This window comes from Paenibacillus sp. FSL L8-0708 (assembly GCF_038009325.1).
In the GTDB taxonomy this organism is placed as follows: domain Bacteria; phylum Bacillota; class Bacilli; order Paenibacillales; family Paenibacillaceae; genus Paenibacillus_AQ; species Paenibacillus_AQ odorifer.
The window spans coordinates 1,188,077-1,205,955 of the sequence record NZ_JBBPBC010000001.1 but is presented as its reverse complement, the minus strand read 5'-3'; the positions used below and the strand labels follow the sequence as shown (position 1 = coordinate 1,205,955).

15 protein-coding genes and 1 pseudogene are annotated in these 17,879 nt (G+C 43.2%); 5 read left to right on the top strand and 11 right to left on the bottom strand.

Translation table 11 applies throughout. The features are described 5' to 3' along the window. Positions 1 to 375 precede the first annotated feature (375 nt). Both NYE58_RS05345 and NYE58_RS05340 read right to left on the bottom strand, forming a co-directional pair. A complete protein-coding gene (locus NYE58_RS05345) occupies positions 376 to 2,730 on the bottom strand; it encodes a YhgE/Pip domain-containing protein (protein ID WP_076276841.1) in 2,355 nt (784 codons plus the stop codon). A 212-nt stretch (positions 2,731 to 2,942) separates the two neighbouring features. Further along, positions 2,943 to 3,518, bottom strand: coding sequence for a TetR/AcrR family transcriptional regulator (locus tag NYE58_RS05340; RefSeq protein WP_076129243.1), 576 nt, complete (start codon positions 3,516 to 3,518; stop codon positions 2,943 to 2,945). A gap of 265 nt (positions 3,519 to 3,783) precedes the next feature. Here NYE58_RS05340 and NYE58_RS05335 point away from each other — a divergent pair, with 265 nt between their 5' ends. Continuing rightward, a complete protein-coding gene (locus NYE58_RS05335) occupies positions 3,784 to 4,971 on the top strand; it encodes an MGDG synthase family glycosyltransferase (protein ID WP_076129244.1) in 1,188 nt (395 codons plus the stop codon). Positions 4,972 to 5,037: 66 nt separating this feature from the next. On the opposite strand, the gene NYE58_RS05330 is transcribed toward NYE58_RS05335, so the two are convergent. The 3 genes from NYE58_RS05330 to thpR form a co-directional block, all read right to left on the bottom strand. Further along, positions 5,038 to 5,721, bottom strand: coding sequence for a metal-dependent hydrolase (locus tag NYE58_RS05330; RefSeq protein WP_341001253.1), 684 nt, complete (start codon positions 5,719 to 5,721; stop codon positions 5,038 to 5,040). A gap of 74 nt (positions 5,722 to 5,795) precedes the next feature. Further along, positions 5,796 to 6,722: a cell wall hydrolase gene (locus tag NYE58_RS05325; RefSeq protein ID WP_076137184.1), complete on the bottom strand. Its 927-nt coding sequence runs from the start codon at positions 6,720 to 6,722 to the stop codon at positions 5,796 to 5,798. A 77-nt stretch (positions 6,723 to 6,799) separates the two neighbouring features. Continuing rightward, positions 6,800 to 7,402: an RNA 2',3'-cyclic phosphodiesterase gene (thpR, locus tag NYE58_RS05320; RefSeq protein WP_341001251.1), complete on the bottom strand. Its 603-nt coding sequence runs from the start codon at positions 7,400 to 7,402 to the stop codon at positions 6,800 to 6,802. Positions 7,403 to 7,491: 89 nt separating this feature from the next. On the opposite strand from thpR, the gene NYE58_RS05315 reads away from it, so the two are divergent. Beyond that, on the top strand, positions 7,492 to 8,448 hold the full coding sequence (locus tag NYE58_RS05315) for a D-2-hydroxyacid dehydrogenase (protein WP_076129248.1): 957 nt from the start codon (positions 7,492 to 7,494) through the stop codon (positions 8,446 to 8,448). Positions 8,449 to 8,526: 78 nt separating this feature from the next. Then, positions 8,527 to 9,042: a GrpB family protein gene (locus NYE58_RS05310; protein WP_341001249.1), complete on the top strand. Its 516-nt coding sequence runs from the start codon at positions 8,527 to 8,529 to the stop codon at positions 9,040 to 9,042. Positions 9,043 to 9,117: 75 nt separating this feature from the next. Here the strand turns inward: NYE58_RS05310 and NYE58_RS05305 are convergent, their stop codons facing one another. Further along, the gene (locus NYE58_RS05305) at positions 9,118 to 10,527 is read right to left on the bottom strand and encodes a deoxyguanosinetriphosphate triphosphohydrolase family protein (RefSeq protein ID WP_076218349.1); all 1,410 of its coding nucleotides are present in this window, start codon (positions 10,525 to 10,527) and stop codon (positions 9,118 to 9,120) included. A gap of 299 nt (positions 10,528 to 10,826) precedes the next feature. Between NYE58_RS05305 and NYE58_RS05300 the strand changes: the two genes are divergently transcribed. Continuing rightward, positions 10,827 to 11,555, top strand: a complete 729-nt coding sequence (locus tag NYE58_RS05300; RefSeq protein ID WP_339189715.1) for a polysaccharide deacetylase family protein — start codon at positions 10,827 to 10,829, stop codon at positions 11,553 to 11,555. A gap of 66 nt (positions 11,556 to 11,621) precedes the next feature. After that, positions 11,622 to 12,619 (top strand): annotated as a pseudogene (locus tag NYE58_RS05295) (substrate-binding domain-containing protein). Positions 12,620 to 12,998: 379 nt separating this feature from the next. On the opposite strand, the gene modB reads toward NYE58_RS05295, so the two are convergent. The 5 genes from modB to NYE58_RS05270 all read right to left on the bottom strand — a co-directional run bounded on the left by modB (position 12,999) and on the right by NYE58_RS05270 (position 17,727). After that, the gene (gene modB / locus NYE58_RS05290; RefSeq protein WP_172628881.1) at positions 12,999 to 13,655 is read right to left on the bottom strand and encodes a molybdate ABC transporter permease subunit; all 657 of its coding nucleotides are present in this window, start codon (positions 13,653 to 13,655) and stop codon (positions 12,999 to 13,001) included. 40 nt (positions 13,656 to 13,695) lie between these two features. Then, complete coding sequence (gene modA / locus NYE58_RS05285) at positions 13,696 to 14,490, bottom strand: molybdate ABC transporter substrate-binding protein (RefSeq protein ID WP_370510711.1); 795 nt, start codon at positions 14,488 to 14,490, stop codon at positions 13,696 to 13,698. Positions 14,491 to 14,998: 508 nt separating this feature from the next. Beyond that, the gene (locus tag NYE58_RS05280; RefSeq protein WP_076129254.1) at positions 14,999 to 15,964 is read right to left on the bottom strand and encodes a helix-turn-helix transcriptional regulator; all 966 of its coding nucleotides are present in this window, start codon (positions 15,962 to 15,964) and stop codon (positions 14,999 to 15,001) included. Positions 15,965 to 16,163: 199 nt separating this feature from the next. Beyond that, a complete protein-coding gene (locus NYE58_RS05275; protein WP_076185039.1) occupies positions 16,164 to 16,850 on the bottom strand; it encodes a hypothetical protein in 687 nt (228 codons plus the stop codon). Between the two features lie 190 nt (positions 16,851 to 17,040). After that, positions 17,041 to 17,727: a M50 family metallopeptidase gene (locus tag NYE58_RS05270; protein WP_341001247.1), complete on the bottom strand. Its 687-nt coding sequence runs from the start codon at positions 17,725 to 17,727 to the stop codon at positions 17,041 to 17,043. Between the last annotated feature and the right edge of the window lie 152 nt (positions 17,728 to 17,879).

The window sequence follows — 17,879 nt, the reverse complement described above, 5'->3', positions numbered from 1 at the left end:
GAACGCAACCTTTCTATTATAAAGTATGCAATGTGTTAGGAAAATTTTTCACATGAAAATCTTAATAATTATTCAATCCAGATTAGTGCTATTATTTTATCACCGAGGTATCATCAGCGCAATTTAAACTTTTTTATGATGCTGATTAACAATTGTTTTTGCATCACAGCTTTAGCGAGTAAAAGTTTAAAAAAACTTCATGTTGCATAATTATACATAAATAACGCATAAGTGCATATGCAATGAAAGCGTTACAAGATTTTTCACTCCTTCTAATATGTTTGCAAGAAAAAGGGTTTTTATGATTTTAAATCAAAAAAAGCGTCTCCCAGAGGAGACGCTTTTTTATACTTTTTTTTCAAAAAATTTATCAGTTTATACAGTCAAAACTTGTTCACTATTCACTCCAACTTCATTCTCACGGCTACGTGTCATGAAGTAAGCGAAGGTAAGAGCAAGGAATCCAAGACCAAAGATTGCCAGGATACCTACATCTCCCCACATTGCACTGAAGTCACCTGTAGAAATTACTGCTTTGAGACCACTAACTGTGTAAGTCATTGGAAGCAGTGGATTAAAGAATTTCATCCAGTTAGGAATCAATTCAAGTGGGAATGTTCCGGCACTAGTTGTTAATTGGAAGATAAGAATAACGATAACAACGAAACGTCCCGGTTGATCCATCCAAGTAACAATCGCTTGAACTACCCATGTGTAAACTAAGCTTGTTAAGAATGTAAATACGAAGAATAGCGGTTTACTTTGTACTTCCAGTCCAAGTCCGTACAATACAACCACAGCAGCCAGCATAGACTGGATGAAGCTCATGATTGTGAAGGTAAGCGTACGGCTGATGAAACGGTTCATACGGCTAGCACCAAGGACAGCCGAATCACGCATTGGAATAACAATTGTTGAAATCAAAGCACCTACAAACAATCCAAGGGAGAGGAAGTAAGGAGCAAAACCTGTACCATAGTTCGGAACATGATTCACAACTTTATCCTCAACCACAACTGGTTGTGCGAACATTTCCATCATTGCATCTGTTTTGTTCACACTGCCTGTTTTTTCAGCAGCATCGCCAAGCTTAGTTGCCAGTTCTGTTGAACCAGATTTCAGATCATCCATACCATCTTTCAGCTCGCCTGCGCCATCAGCCAGTTTTTTCGAACCATCTGCTACCGCACTGATACCGGAACCTAGTTCGCCTACACCGCTAAGCAGTTTTGAGGTACCATCACCAAGTGCTTTACCGCCTTCAGCCAGCTTGCTGCCTCCAGCTGCAGCTTCTTTAAGCTTCGCACCAAATTGTTGCATTCCTGCATTCAGCTTATCGCCACCAGCTACAAGTGCAGATGCGCCTTGTGCCAGTTTTTGTTGTCCTGTCAACAGCTGTGTGCTACCAGCATTTAATTGCTTAGCTCCATCATGCAACTGAGTTACACCAGCAGCTAACTGCTGTGAACCCGAGTGCAGTTGAGTTGCACCTTGTGCCAGTTGCTCTTGCCCACTGTGGAGTGCAGTAGCACCCTGTGCCAGCTGCTCTTGGCTTTGTTGCAGTTGCTCACTGCCTTGTGCCACGGCTGCACTAGCTGCCAGCAGCTTCTGTACCGCTGGATTTTGTGCCAGCTCAGGACTAGCCTGTGCCAATTGCTGCAATCCTTGAGCTACCGCTTTAGCACCCTCAGTTACCTTCGTGCTGCCTGCGGCGGAAGCTTGCAAACCCGCTTCCAGTTTCGCGCTGCCATCTACGGAAGAAGTTAAGCCCGCTTCCAGCTTCGCGCTGCCATCAACTATAGATTGTGTTCCTGCTTGTAGTTTAGAAGTACCATCCACAGCAGACTGTGTTCCCGCCTGAAGCTGTGTAGCACCTGTTACAGCTTGTTTCAAGCCGTCACTAAGTTGCTTACTGCCGGCAGAACTTTGTGCAACACCGTCTTGAAGTTGCGTATGTGCAGTAGACAATTGTTGCAATCCGCTTGCCAACGTGGTTGATCCTGTTTTAAGCGCTGTAGCACCTGCATTCAAATCAGTCACGCCTTGTGTAAGGGGTTCTACACCATTTTGAAGTTTACCTGTACCCTCTGTCAGTACAAGTAGATTATCTTTCAGCTTCAGGGCTCCGTCATCTAGCTTACCAGCGCCATCAGCGATCTTGGAAGCACCATCTCCGGCTTCGCCCAATCCATCAGATACTTCTGTAATCTGATTGAATACAGACTCCACATAAGCTTCTGTTACTTTAGCAGATACTTTATTTTTAATTTCTGCTACAGCCGTACCACCGATCTGACCAGCCAAGAAGTTATAACCTTCATTTGGCTCATAAATAATTTTTGCCGGCTGTGGTTCATCATCCATAAGAGTAGTAGCTTTAGCAGAAAAGTCTTCCGGAACAATGATCGACATATAATAAGTATTGTCCTTCATTCCTGCTTCCGCTTCTTCAAGGGAAACGAAGTTCCACTGGAAGCCGTCGGTTACCTTCAACTCTTCTATAAGATCATTACCGGCTTGTAGTTGCTTGCCTTCATAATTAGCGCCGACATCCTGGTTGACCACAGCAACCGGAAGTTCATTCATCTTGCCATACGGATCCCAGAATGCCTTCAGGAAGAATCCGCTGTACATCACCGGAATAAATAGGATAGCAATCATTGGAATCAGCACCTTCGGATTTCTAAGGGCTGCGCCAAGATCCTTGGTAAATACGGATAATGATTTCATTCTGGTTCTCTCCTTATGAGCTTATGCTCTCTTTAAAATGCTTTGTTTGCGAAATATTACGTAACACTAAGTGACTGTTTTCCCCATTCGGTCAATTCAGGGTATAAAAAAATGCCTTGCGGCTCTTCTTCAATGCCTAATCATCTTGAGAATTGTTAAGGGAAAGCGAATCGAGTGATGCTGAGAACGCCATCCCTATCCTGAATCAACCCTTACTGTGCCAATCCTTCGGCGAGAAACAAATGAAAATACATCTTGATCTGTTCCTTGTCCAAGGGAGTATGTGTTTTATTCAGTTCAGCAGTCAATACAATATATAATCTGAACATGACTACCGAGACGATTTTGGGATCGCAAGGTTTGATTTCTCCCTGTTGGAGCGCTTGTTGCACCTCCCGTTCTAAATATTCTAAAACTACGTTCTCGATCTTCTCGAGTCCTTCTCCAGCCTGCGGCGTACCGAATTCGCGATTTTCCTGGGAAAGTTTTATGAATAGCTCCTGCTCACTTCGAAACTCAAGCAGAGCATCCAGCACACGATGCAAGTTATCAAAGAAAGGTCTGTCTCGCCTGATCTCCCGTTCAGCTATCGTCTTCATTTCCATCATCATATCGCGCAGGATCTCGTCAAACAATTGCTCTTTGTTTGTAAAAAAGGTGTAGATGGTTCCCTTACCGACATTTGCAATTTTAGCAACCTGATCCATTGTAGTTGCCTTATAGCCAAATAATGAAAAAGATTTCGCTGCGGCCTGAAGCACCTGCTGTCTTCGATCCACCACTGCCACCTGTGCACACTTCCTTTCTCCAGAAAATATCGTTCCCGCTGACTTCTGACCACTTTACTAATCCGGTCAATTGGTCATTCACTACTTTATCATGTTGTTTTCTAGTTTGCAATACTTTGGGCGAACCTTTTATTTTTTTATTTATTGCAGGGTTTTAACTTTCTATTTACGTCTTACTTGTATAATGTGAGTATAGTATAGATTTCCTAGTATAATTAGAAGAAGGAAAGCATCTCTATAGAAAAGGAAAGTAGCAGGTGAACTTATGCGAAAGAAAAGAGTACTGCTGTTTTCGGAAGGCTTCGGTACGGGCCACACAGGAGCAGCCTATGCTCTGGCCGAAGGAATAAAGCTGCTGAATCCGGATGTCCAGTGCCGAGTCATCGAGCTGGGGAAATTTCTTAACCCGACGGTCGCCCCTTGGATTCTTTCCGCTTACCGCAAAACAGTTAGCAGCCAGCCTAAGCTGGTCGGCATGATGTATAAGACACAATATCATAAATCATTGAACCCGTTGACTAAAATGGCGCTTCACCGGATTTTTTATACACATGCTTCACAGGTGATCGAACAGCTAAAGCCTGATTTGATTATCTGCACTCATCCCATTCCGGCTGCGGTCATTTCCAGACTAAAGCGTCGTGGATTAAATGTGCCTCTGTATACATTAATTACAGATTATGATGCACATGGGAGCTGGGTAAATTCCGAGGTCAATCGTTATCTCGTATCTACCCCACGCGTCAAATCCATTCTGACAGGCCGTGGGATCGCTCCAGAGCTAGTAACCGTCACTGGCATCCCAGTGCATCCAAAGTTCTGGGAACGCTCCAACAAGACGCTGCTGCGCAAGGAACTGGGATTGGCTGATATCCCAACCGTACTCATTATGGGTGGAGGCTGGGGGTTAATGTTCGGCAAAGAGATTATGCATTCCCTCACCGCCAGAATGGATGATATTCAGCTCGTGTTCTGTATGGGCAGCAATGAGAAGCTAATCGCCAAAATGAAGTCCAATCCACTGCTTAATCATCCCAATGTTAAAATTCTGGGATATAGCAGTGAAATCAATAAATTGATGGATGCCTCAGACCTGCTGATCACGAAGCCTGGAGGGATGACCTGCACAGAAGGTCAGGCCAAAGGAATTCCGATGCTTTTCTATAAAGCTATTCCAGGTCAGGAAGAGAAAAACTGCCAATATTTCGTAGAGCTTGGGCTGGCAGAGGTGCTCGACTCGGAAGTAGTGAACAAATGGTTCACTATGATGCTTCGTGAATATTCAGTTCTGGAAGAGCAACGCAGACGACGTCTCGCTCCAGATAAACATCAACCGCAAAGCTGTGCGACTACTGTTCTGAAGATGTTAGGTAACCCCGTAAGCGAGGCAACTGAAATTAGAGGCTCTAGAGCGCAAGCACGTAATGAAGAACCTGTATGTATTACACCTTAAAGAATAAGCAGGTAGTCAGGGAATTTCCCCCGGCTACCTGCTTTTTTTAATATAAATCGGATTGGTTTAAATTTCTACACTCTCACCAGCTTTAAGCGGGAAACCTTCTACTCCCTCTTGGTGCAGGCGATCGCAGAAATCAGCACCATCCTGAGCAATATCCGGAAATGTATTGTAATGTAGCGGGATCACCTTATCCGCCCGCAGCCAGCGTGCGGCCAGCAAGGCGTCATCCGGTCCCATGGTTAGCATATCACCTATAGGCAGAGCTGCCAGGGCAATCGCATTCCTTTCTCCAATGAGGCGCAGATCGTTGAATAGCGCGGTATCCCCCGCATGGAAAATCGTCTTGCCCTCAATCGTCAACAAAATCCCCGCGGGTTGTCCAGCATAAATCCAAGAGTCGCCCTCCTGAATGGATGAGGAATGAAATGCCTGCGTAAATTTCACAGTCATCCCGGCATAGGTATGACTACCACCTATATTCATGTGCTTTACTTGTGCACCCTTCATCCGGCAATATTCGGCAAGCTCAAACACCGCAAAGATCGGACAATCATTCTGCTTGGCAATTTCGACAGCATCTCCAAAATGGTCAGAGTGGCCGTGAGTAAGCAGAACGGCATCAACTGAAATATTGGCAGGTGAAATACCGGAGTTCGGATTGCCTGACAAAAAAGGGTCAATAATAACCTTTACGTTCCCCGTCTCTACCAGCAGAGCTGAATGTCCATAATAAGTGATTTTCATGGTTATCTTCCACCTCCAGATTCATATAGTTTAGTTTACCCTATATAGCACTGAGGTTCACAGATCCACCAAATTTATTTATAAAAAGTATGATTGCCAATGGTTTTAACATAAGTCTGTGTATGATGTACGGTCAGATCCTGTGCAAGTTTTAGCGACAAGAAAAAGTAAGTATTATCGGGAACTTCCTTTACTCCGGAGAGTGCAGCATTCACCGCTTTAATACTATCATCGTTAGGCTTCACACGGTTAAGACGCCCGTTAGCTACAGGGCTGAACTGGCTCTTCTGATAAATAACCTTATATATCGTGTCGGGGAAATTGGCTGACCGCAGCCTATTCAGAACAACGTTGGCAACTGCCACCTTGCCCTTGTACGGTTCACCTTCCGCCTCTGCCATTACAATTTTTTGTAGCAGAAGCAGTTCTTCTTCGGATACAGCGTAGCGCCGGGTTGCTTTACTTTGCTGCTCCTGGCTTAATAGCTCTGTCCGAGAGAAGTACAATGTTGTGAGGGGATGTTTCTGAGAAGCCGAGACTGTCTTCGCTGTCGCCTGACTACTCTTTGTTGCTGTTTCCGCCAATTGCGACGCTTTTTGCGCAGCTGGCTTGGATTGTACTACATCAGCCTTCACCCGAATAATGGAAACGTTCGATGTGTTTTTTGTGTTTTTTTGTTTTAATTTTTTTACACTAAGCCATTCCACACCCTTCGCCGGTTTCCAAGCGGAACTTAAAAGACTGAATGTGTTATTAAGCTTATTGGCTTGTGTAACTTCAGTAATGCCCCTCGTAATGCTACTCGTTATACTAGACTTCGATTCATCTTGCAGAAGAGAAAGTACGGATGCACGGCTAGTGGATTGCAACTTATCCATCTGCACCCTGTCCATCTTCCCTTCCGCAACTTGTTCGGGTTGCAATAAGCTTATGGCAGAGAAACACACTAGTATAACGCCAACGAGCAACGCAATATAGCGGTTTTGTTTAAAAATTAACATGATATTCCTCCTATTTCACGGCACATTCCTATTGTATGTAACCGAAAACGGAAGCTTTGAAAACTTTATTATCGATTTTAAACTGTAAACTTTTCAATAATTTCATACATAGGAATGGCATACATTCTGGTAGCATACAACACAAAACTATCAATCGTCCAGTCTCTCTGATAGTTTTTTAGGTTCCAATCATCATCCAATTTCAGTAAATTTTCCAGCAATTTATCATCATATGAATTTTTTCCCCGGTACTTTCGAGCCACAGTAAGATGCGGTTTATAGGCCCTGGATTCGCCTGAAAAACCTAGTGGAAACGTCGCTGAATGCACTCTGGCAGCTAATTGATTTAATGCCTCTATTTCGCCGGAAACCCCTATCCACAGGACTCTTGGGGAAGCTGTAAGACCAAATGTGTCCCATTTGTCCAAAGAGAGATTGAAGGGTCTGCCTTGCCCCGCAGTCTGCCTCAAGGATTTCACTAAATCTGGAATTTTGGCCTTTGGTGTATCTCCTAAAAATTGCAGGGTAATATGATAATCTTGCGGATTTGTCCATTTAGCAAAATCAAAATTTTCAGATAGCTTTGAACATGCCTGCGCCACTATTTCTTGCAGCTCAGAAGGTAATTTCACAGCTAAAAAAAGCCGTTCTGATTCGTTCTCTGATGCTTTAGCATCCATGGTCAATTTCACCTTCTCCAATAGATTTGGTATTCTTAACCTATAACATGATCCATATCCATTAAACCACAAAGTAGGAGGAACACATCATGACTAAGTCTATAGTATGTCTACAACCACTTACATCTCAGCAGCAGGAAAGGATCAAAGCGGCTGCCCCAGGCTATACATTTACACAAGGAGACGCAAAAAATCCGGATTTGCAGCTGCTTGCAGAAGCAGAAATTGTAATTGGCTGGGCAAAAGGTATTTCGGATACACTCCTTCGCCCCGAGTCCTCCCTTCGCTGGGTTCAGTCCTGGTCTGCTGGTATTGAGAAGCTTCCTCTCGATCGTCTTAAGCAACAAGGAATCCTGCTAACCAGTGGGAGCGGAGTTCATGCCGAACCTATTTCTGCGGTAATCTTCGGGTTCATACTTCTCTTCACCCGTAATTTGCATACAGCTGTACGCAATCAGCAGAACCGTATTTGGAAATCTGATGGCAGTGAAAGCGAGCTGTTCGGTAAAACAGCCGTAATAGCTGGAACTGGAGCGATCGGCAGTGAAACCGCCAGAATTGCTAAAGCCTTCCGGATGAAGACTATCGGTGTCAGCCGTTCCGGTAAGCCAGTCGCAGACTTTGATCAAATCTATACAACAGATCGTTTATCCGAAGCTGTAAGTCAAGGCGATTTCATCATCAATACCCTTCCTATTACCGATGAGACCAAGCATTTATTTAATGCCACCAGCTTCTCCGCGTTTAAAGAAGGCTCCTATTACATTAACATTGGCCGGGGCGCAACTACCGATACAGAGGCGCTGATCGATGCATTGAATCGCGGACAACTCCGTGGTGCTGGGTTGGATGTTTTTGAGACCGAACCCCTTCCGCAGGATCATCCGCTTTGGTCTATGGAGCAGGTTATTATCACTCCACACTCCGCTGGAATTACAGATCAATACGCTGACCGGATCGTTAATATTTTTACCGAAAATGTGAAGTCTTACTTATCATCAGGCACACCTTCTCTAAATCTTGTTGATTATGACCGGCAATATTAATAATAAGCTTTACAAAACAGGAACATCTGTTCTATAATAAGAAAATCCAAAGTTATCCATAAAGAGAGGGTTAGTGCAATGAAGGTCACGGTCACAGAATTTAACGAACAATGGAGTCTAATGTTCAACGAAGAAGCTCAGAAGATTAAAGATATCTTTGCTGATGCCCTCGTTGATATTCACCACATTGGCAGCACTTCTGTTTCCGGACTCAAAGCGAAACCAATCATAGATATAATGCCAGTAGTACGAAATATCGAAGCTGTAGATGAGTTCAACCAGCAAATGACAGCACTTGGTTATGAATGTATGGGTGAGTTCGGTATCAGTGGCAGAAGATATTTCAGAAAAGGCGGAGATAGCAGAACCCATCATGTTCATGTCTTCCAAATGGATAATAAGATAGATATCGGTCGTCATCTGGCTGTAAGAGACTACCTTCGATCACATCCGGAAGCGGTTAAACAGTACGGAGATTTAAAAGATACTCTTGCCAAACAATTTCCAGAGGATATTGGAGCTTATATAGACGGGAAAGAAGAATTTGTGGTTAATCTTGAAAAAACTGCATATGAGTGGTATTTAAATCAATAATCCTTATAAAAATAGCCCCTGCTGTTCATTTAGATCATCCTAAATGAACAGCAGGGACTACTTGTCTAAGAGCCTCTAATCCAAATCATAAATCGAGCCGACTTTCAGTCCGTACAGCTCATTATATATTTTCTCTGCAAAAGCATCAGTCATCCCTGCGATATAATCAATCACCATATGCTCCCAAGTCCAAATCGGCTTTGCCTGCTTCTGATCTTTCTCAAAGCGCTGCAGCCAATCCGATGGAATAATGGCTTTAGAGGTCTGTGGATCCAGAAATGCTCCCCATAGTCGGCGCAAAATCCACTCACTACGTTTCTGCAGCCGCTGCACACGCAAATCACGGATCATAGTGACCCATGCGAAGCTTTTCAGCACACTGACGGTCCGCAGCATATCTTCATCTTCTTTTCCTTCCTTTATAAAGGTGACCTTCTTCCAGTCTCCATCTTGGATCACTCCCAAGCTTGCGACAAAGGTACTTACCCAATAAGCCTTAACTTCACGTCGAGTGCGGGAATAGTCGTTTTCACAGGTTGGCATTTTTTCCTTCCAAACCCGAAGAAATGAACTGAGCACTTCCTCGACCTTCGCGCGAATGCCTTCCTCTTCCCAGCCCTTCCAGAAGAAATCCTCGAGCGTGGTGATTTTCTCTACGATTAACCGTTGGATATAAGAATCATGCATAAAGTGTTCATGCACTTCAATCTTTCCGGCTTTAATCCCATCCTCCAGATCATGTGCAGAATAAGCGATATCGTCACAAAGGTCCATAAGCTGAGCCTCCAACGTTTTCTTACCTGCTGGTATTCCCCACTCTTTGCGGATCTCCGAAATATATCCCCATTCGTGCAGGTACATCCCCTTCTTCAGCGAGGTGCCGGGAAAAGGATACTTATTTATGCCTAGCAGCACAGCATCCGACAGATTTAGGCCATCAATATTTTCACGCTTCTCCAGAAACATAATCAGCCGATAATTGTGGGCATTGCCTTCGAAATGCTCATAACGTTGCTTCATCTGCTCCTGGATCAGCAGCCGATCCACACCCGTTGCGCCTGATTGCAGCGCAGCTTCGTTAGTTTTCTTTTCAATAAGCTGTTCCAAAATATTATCCAGCACTTCTTCCCCTTTATGTCCAAAGGGAGGATGGCCAAAATCATGAGCGATAGCTGCGCATTCCACTACCTCTGGATCGATAACAAGACCCGGATTCTCCGCCTTAGTGGTTTCCACTTCTGGATACGATCGCAGCAGACTTTTCGCCGCCTCACGGGCAATCTGCGCAACTTCAAGTGAGTGAGTCAGACGCGTACGGTAATAATCACCCGTCCCTGCTCCGAATACTTGTGATTTACCTTGTAGCCTACGGAAAGTAGGCGAATGAATCAGGCGTGAATAATCACGCTCATAAGCAGCTCTCGACGTTTCAAGGCGGGTAATCTCCGGATATTGCCGGTGTTCTCTTTTTTCAATAAGTGTCATATTCCCACCCCTAACCAAATGTCTGTATATAGTACTTCATTATAAGGCATTTTCATAACTATTTTCACATCAAAATACAAAAGCTAATTTAATTATAAACGGGCATGTCGATAACTATGTAATCATCAGAAGCCAAAATGAATCTCATAACCTGTACATGAAGGATAGTAGAAAGAAGAAAGAGCACCAAAAAAGACTGGTTGTCTATACAAAACTTAAACTATGAATATACCGACCCCCAAAAGGAGCACTCTAAAATAAAAAAAACAGGTGAAATGATGAAAACTCGCAGCAAAATTATGATGATCACCCTTACACTCTTTTTATGCTTCACGAACTCTGCTCTAGGCAGTCCAAGCAAAAACCGCGACTACTACGAGAAAAGAGGAGACATGATTTGGGAAGTACATACTAACCAAAAAGTGATTGCATTGACGTTCGATGACGGTCCTGACCCTACTGAAACCGATCAAATCTTAAAGGTATTGAATCAATACCATGCGAAATGCACCTTTTTTGCGATAGGAAAAAGAATTGCAGCCTATCCAGAGGTAGCGAAACGAGTGATTGCTGAGGGGCATGAATTAGCTAACCATACCTACAATCACGTTTATTTTAAAAGACCTATTAATGAAGCCCAATTTGAGCAGGAGCTAAAATTGACCGAAGAAGAGATTATAAAAGTCTCCGGTAAACATAGTTCACTGTTCAGACCACCAGGCGGCATGTATGACGAGACCTTAGTAGATCTGTCTAACAATATGGGCTTGAAGCCCATATTATGGTCCTGGCATCAAGATACACGTGACTGGAATCGCCCAGGGGTATACAGCATTTCGAACAAGGTCATTCGAAATGCACGTAATGGAGACATCGTTCTGTTTCATGATCATGTGCACGGGCAGTCACAAACTAGAGAAGCGCTTAAAATTATTTTGCCCGAATTAGAAAAGAAAGGCTTTCGATTTGTCACTGTCTCTGAGTTGATCAAATTATCCAGTACACAGCAGGCTGGGAAACAACAATAGCCTAATTGCACAGGACTTCAAAATAGGGTAGTCTTGTCCTAATATGAAGTTCTGGAGGCTTTTGTGGTGTCCGATAATACATCCTATACGACAGAGGAAATTGCCCGCTTATTAAAAATATCAAAATTAAAAGTATATGATCTAATTAAAAAAGGGGAGCTCCCCTCCTACCGTGTAGGAAAACAAATGCGCGTGGATCAATCCGATTTGGAAGCTTACAAACAAAATACACGGAGTGGGGTGTCTACCGCTAACCCTACTACTATAATGGGCCAGACTCCACCAGCAATCCCCTTGGCCTTTTCCGGTACAAATCCAGCTCAAATGCCAGCACACTCTCCTCACCTTAAAGCTGTAGGACACAGCTTGGTGATTACAGGTCAGGATATGTCACTGGATATTCTAGCTACCTATTTAGAACGGGCTCTGCCTACTGAACGTCCTCTTCGTTCTTATGCCGGGAGTTTAGACAGCCTGATTGCCATGTATAAAGGGGAATCGGACATTGTCAGCACACATTTACTCGACGGGGATACTGGAGAATACAACCTACCCTATATCCGTAAAATACTCGTCGGATGTTCTTATGTTGTAGTTCGCCTGCTAACCCGAAGTGCTGGTTTATACGTACAAAAAGGGAATCCCAGAGGTATTCAGGAATGGTCTCACTTAGAGCAGGATGGACTCACGCTGATCAATAGAGAACGAGGCTCAGGTGCACGCGTATTATTGGATGAACAGCTTCGATTGCATGGCATTCCAGCAGCCAGCCTATCAGGCTATATGAACGAGGAGAACAGCCATTTGGCAGTTGCCGGTAAAGTGGCCCGGGGAGAAGCTGATGTAGCCATCGGCACCGAGAAAGCCGCCAAGATTGTCGACGGCGTTGATTTTATTCCTATGATTCAGGAGTGCTACACCTGGTGATGATAAAAAAACCGGAGCATGAGCAATGGATCGCTGCCGTGATTGATATTTTGCGTTCACCAGCCTTCCAGAGTGAGCTTGGATCCATTCACGGATATGATCTCACGGAAACTGGTACGATAATTTATGAGACTTAATGGTCGCAGACAGAAGAAGGAAGCAATCTGCAGAAGCGTTTAACTGTATTTCGTACAACTATATTACTTCGAACAACTAGCAAATTGTATATAACTGTATTTGGTACACCTATTTCTTTTGATTTACTACCTCATAGGCGTCTTTTCTAGTTTTAGTTGTATAGAATACAATTAAAACTAGAACGTTCCCTTGTGCAGACCGAATAACTGTATAGAATGCAGTTAACTCACAGACTCCATCAAAATTTAGCGGCGCTAAAAGCTGCATCAAAGTCGCCGGGTTTCCACTTGCTCAGCATCTGCTCAACCGCCCGCTTCAAACCAAAAACACCAGACAGCAACTCTCCCATAACCGGAGAATCGCTGTCTGGTGTTTTTTTTAAGAACGCCGATTCACAAACATCAGCATAGCGGCTGAAATAACAATAATTGAGCATACCCACATCCACGCGAGCGTCATATTGCCTCCATCTACCGCAACATAGATCGCTGTGGGTAAGGTTTGCGTACGGCCCGGAATATTGCCAGCTACCATGATGGTAGCACCAAACTCCCCAAGACCGCGGGCAAAGCCAAGAACATAACCGGCTGCCAGCGACCGGCCCGCAAGCGGCAGCGTGACATAGCGCAGTACCTGCAGTTCACTTGCCCCTTGTGCCCGCGCTGCATCTTCAAGATCTGCTTCTATCCCTTCGAAACCCGCCTTCACTGTGCGGTATACGAGTGGAAAAGCTACAACTACAGCAGCGATAACAGCTGCCCCCCATGTGAACAGGATCGTCTGCTCCGTCATCTGTTCATACCATCTGCCGATCCAGCTTCGTCGGCCTAAAATAACTAAAAGCACAAATCCTACGACCGTCGGCGGCAAAACGAGCGGAAGCAGCATTATAGTCTCTACCAAGCTGTGGCCGGGAAACTTCCGGCCTGCCATGGCCTTCGCAGCAGCTGTTGCCAAAATGAATACAATAATGCTGGTAATCACAGATATTTTTACGGAAAGCCATACCGGGGCGAAGAAATCAGTCCAGTTTATTTCCAACCTTATTCCACCCGCTTCTACTCGTAATTTCTATTTAAGGAAGCAGGAAGCCATAACTTACAAAGATATCATTAGCTTCCTTGCTCTGAAGGTAACTATACAACTCCTTAGCTGCCTTTTGATTCTTCGAGCTCTTCACGATGCCTGCCGGATAATTAATGGCTTTGTGTACATGTGGACCGACCGTCAAAGCGATTTTAGTTTTCTTTGAAGTAAGTGCATCTGTCTTATAGACAAAACCGGCATCGGCATTTCCTGTTTCTACATAAGAGAGAACCTGACGCACATCCTTGGCAAATACGAGTTTGCTTTGCAGCGGATCCCATACCTTTTTCGCTGTCAGCGATTGCTGCGCATATTGACCCGCCGGCACAGATTCAGGCTGTCCCACTGCGACCTTCTTAAAAGCTTTATCCGTAAGTTGAGTAATCGTAGTTAATTTAACCTTTGAATCTGAGGGTACAACTACAACCAATTGATTCTTAAGCAGAACCTTATGATCGGAGACAAGTCCACCTTCCACCAGTGCATTCATCTGTTTATCACCTGCAGAGAAGAACAGGTCCGCCGGGGCCCCTTGCTCAATCTGCTTTTGCAGAGTGCCGGATGCTGCATAATTAAAAACCAAATCAATATCGGGATGTTTCTTTTCATAAAGGAGAGCAATCTTATCCAGACTGTCTTGCAAACTAGCCGCTGCGGAAACAATAATTTCGGTCTTCTTGGTAGCTGCTTGCACCTCTACACCTGAACCTGCAGACAAATTCACAACCAGAAGGATTGCCAATATCCCCATCACGGAGAGTGCCCATTTCTTAAACATTTCCATTCCTCCCAATTTCGTATGTATATATTTAGATGCTATTCTAGCATACAGTTTTTCGTTTTTCTACAACTACAGTTGTGTTTGGATATGTTTAGTTATATATTGTTATAATTAGACAATATACAACGATGATTTTGGCTTTTTGCACACAAAAAAGATGCCTCTGACACCCCTAAATAGGGCTGCAAAGACACCTAACAAGAATGATATTAATTCTTCACGTTAAAGCCAAGTACATTCAACATAATGGATAACCCACTCCCCCAGGAACCTCACCCGGATTAATATATTCATTTTTAAGAATCAAATGAATTTTGAGAATACCTTTCTTCTATATAAAATTGAACAAAGGTCAAATTCGAGAATAATAACAACCCTATAAATTATAATTATGTTATTTAATGTATGATGATATTATAAAAAGACTCACCAAACAAGAGAAATATTCTATAATTTTTGATTTGTAACAATATATGCAAACGAATATTTCATTTGAAGGTGAGAATCCATCTTATTTATATTGTGATATCCATTTCTCCAACTGCTGCCTGAGCACTTCACGATAATATAACGGCTCTATGATTTCAGCATCCTCTTCGAATCTCTTAATCCAGCGGACAAACGCAATATCTTGTTCCAACGCGACTTTAAAATAACAACACCGAGCTTGACGGTCTACTTTATTCGGCTTATAGGGCAGATCCTCTCTCTTAAGCCCTTCCATGATTCGCTCCGAAAATTTCACTTTAAACTCTACCTGCAAACTGTCGCGGTCAAGTGACCATTTTTGCTTCATAAAAGCTTGCAAATCAAATGATTCCTTTGAGAAGCAGCGGTTTAGTGGCTTCACGTTTGAAAAATCGTTGATATGATATGTACGAATAACACCCTGATGATGGCAAAATCCAATGAGATGATAACGATTTTCCAGTGGGACTAAACAATAAGGATCGATGGTTATTTCTTTCTCCTCCACTGCATTCTCACAATAATTCGCTTGAATACTCCTCTGCTTTAATAAAGCCTCCAATATAGGTGTTAAAAAAGATTGATGCTCCATCTGTGCACCGCTTCTTTCCAACCAGCTTGTACCTGCTTCTCTTCTTGCACGTTCTATCGTTTCTTCCCGCTCCGCCTTTCGCTTGTATTCAGCTGCAACTACTTTTTCATAAGCGCCTTCAAAATCGATAGGCAGAACGGGTTTAATATCTTCCATAATATAGCGTAGTTGCGAAAACGCAGACGCCTCTTCTTCCGACCAATCCAAAGGATAAAGTGCAAAATTGCCAATAAAAGCATAGCCTTTTCCATGTCCAAGGTGGGTTATAGGAATATGCATGGCGCTAAGCGCGTCCATATCCCGGTATATCGTTCTCTCGCTGTTGCCGCAGCGTTCCGCCAATTCACGGGCTAATATCCCTGGCTTGGCTTGAACAAGTGTAATAATGCGCATCAGTCGGATTAATCGGTCTGTCATATTCAGTTCCCCTTGATTTATGGTTAAATAGACCCATTATTTTATGAAAAAAAGTAATAGTGTGATAGAACTTTTTTACTATGTTACCACATTTTATATTACAATTCTTCTGATTATTTTCCGCCGAACCCGCTGACAAAACAAATTTATGTATAGGTCTTTTTTCGTCAATATGCATCTTCTAGTTGTATGTCCTATATCAATTTCCAGTAGCAGTTTTCCCCCGCTTCTGATACTCGAATCCAATCTGTTTATACAACATTTCGGCCTCTTTAAGTAGTAAAGGATCTCCAGAACGCACGGCTAGTAATAGTAATTTATCTGCGTGACGGCAAAGCATTTCATGAGCTTGACTATGTTGTCCTTCATTTTGCAACGTAGTTGCCTCCTCAATCGTTTCAGCTGTTTTTAACAATTCCAGATGTTTCTCTACGTGAAAGCAGCAGGTTTCACTCAGAACCTGAGTATGATGGGTATATTCTAGCTCAAGAACCTTTACTGGAAGCTCTTGAACACGCTCTACGGTTGGTTTTTTATATTTCCACTGTAAGGAAAGAGCTTCATATCTACCTGCAATAGTAGTAGAGATATTGAATTCCAAAGCAATAAACTTTCGTTGCCCCGTTTTTATTTTGCCAAGCTTAAGAAGTAGCGATCTGCCTTCACCGACTTCAAACTCACACCCATACGAACGCTTAAAAGTTACATGGGGTTCAAGCCAAACCCGCAGCTCAATTTCACGCGCAACCACTTTATAACTGCTGGGTCGGCTGTGCTCTGCAGGTATGTTCCCTTTCCATTCGACAAGCAAAATAACCTTACGATTGCCGCCTGCAAAAATACGATTTTGACTCCATGTGAATACGGGATGAATACTTTCTATCATTATTTCCACCTCTTTCTTTTTTTGGGTCTTCTATTAATGTACCAATAATGGCGGACAAATCCATGTCATGGAATGTATGTTCGGTTCTATATTATCGACAAAAAAAGAGTCATTCTACATGCTTAGTAGACTGACTCTTGTAAAAACAACCCCTTTTGTCTTTTTATGACGAAAATTTTATGTTTTTTTCTCATCGACTCCCTAATTTAGTCTGCATTCGCTCTCGCTTGAAAAATAGTCCCAGTGCCCATTTGGCACACAACAGAGAAAATATAAAAAACAGTGTGGCCCAAAATATTGCGGGTATGGGGGTCATTCTTGCCAGATTACTGGCATCTCCTGCACGGGTCGGGGATACAGCAGCCGCGTATACCAGAAATAAACTTCCCATTACAGACTCCTCCAAGGTTAAAAAGGCCAATAACAAATAATAATATTTACTGGCCTTCTTCCAACCCACCAGCATTAGAATATTTAGCGCAATAAATCCGCCCAACCACATCATGCCAAAGCTTCCTCGTACGTATAGCAGGAGCATAATCAACGCCACACCCGTAGCTAAGATAAGGCCCCAATCATGGCGTCCTTTACTGTATAAATAGAAGAGCAGAAGTGCAAATAAGGAGGCTAGCAGATAACCTGAGAGGGAAACTAATATTGCCTTACCCCCTTCTTGAATAGCTGAATAGGTTACACCGCTATGATCTTCGTATAATTCAATCCTCAGCACACTACCAGACAGCAACAAGGTCATCAGCGCATGACCAAATTCATGAATCATCGTGTCTAAATTCCGAAACAAAGATGAAAATGGGATCAGTCTGGTCAAAAAAGCAGATCCGATCAGAAGCAATATTGTTTTAAGCCATTTGTTCAATCGACAGCAGCCCCTTTCGTCCAAAGTATACGATAAATAGTACCTCTTCTCAATCGAGATAATCACGGACTGATCGTGTTTAATAATGAGTAAACGAAAACCTTAAGGAGGTAAAAATTACTTTCATTATAAGCATTACCAGTCCCATGGCG

Excerpts from the sequence above, each read along its gene's own strand:
- NYE58_RS05305 (WP_076218349.1), bottom strand. The coding sequence starts at position 10,527 with ATGACACTTATTGAAAAAAGAGAACACCGGCAATATCCGGAGATTACC.
- NYE58_RS05280 (WP_076129254.1), bottom strand. The coding sequence starts at position 15,964 with ATGACAGACCGATTAATCCGACTGATGCGCATTATTACACTTGTTCAA.
- NYE58_RS05335 (WP_076129244.1), top strand. The coding sequence starts at position 3,784 with ATGCGAAAGAAAAGAGTACTGCTGTTTTCGGAAGGCTTCGGTACGGGC.
- NYE58_RS05310 (WP_341001249.1), top strand. The coding sequence starts at position 8,527 with ATGAAGGTCACGGTCACAGAATTTAACGAACAATGGAGTCTAATGTTC.
- thpR (WP_341001251.1), bottom strand. The coding sequence starts at position 7,402 with ATGGATGCTAAAGCATCAGAGAACGAATCAGAACGGCTTTTTTTAGCT.
- NYE58_RS05325 (WP_076137184.1), bottom strand. The coding sequence starts at position 6,722 with ATGTTAATTTTTAAACAAAACCGCTATATTGCGTTGCTCGTTGGCGTT.
- NYE58_RS05330 (WP_341001253.1), bottom strand. The coding sequence starts at position 5,721 with ATGAAAATCACTTATTATGGACATTCAGCTCTGCTGGTAGAGACGGGG.
- modA (WP_370510711.1), bottom strand. The coding sequence starts at position 14,490 with ATGGAAATGTTTAAGAAATGGGCACTCTCCGTGATGGGGATATTGGCA.
- NYE58_RS05315 (WP_076129248.1), top strand. The coding sequence starts at position 7,492 with ATGACTAAGTCTATAGTATGTCTACAACCACTTACATCTCAGCAGCAG.
- NYE58_RS05275 (WP_076185039.1), bottom strand. The coding sequence starts at position 16,850 with ATGATAGAAAGTATTCATCCCGTATTCACATGGAGTCAAAATCGTATT.
- NYE58_RS05345 (WP_076276841.1), bottom strand. The coding sequence starts at position 2,730 with ATGAAATCATTATCCGTATTTACCAAGGATCTTGGCGCAGCCCTTAGA.
- NYE58_RS05300 (WP_339189715.1), top strand. The coding sequence starts at position 10,827 with ATGATGATCACCCTTACACTCTTTTTATGCTTCACGAACTCTGCTCTA.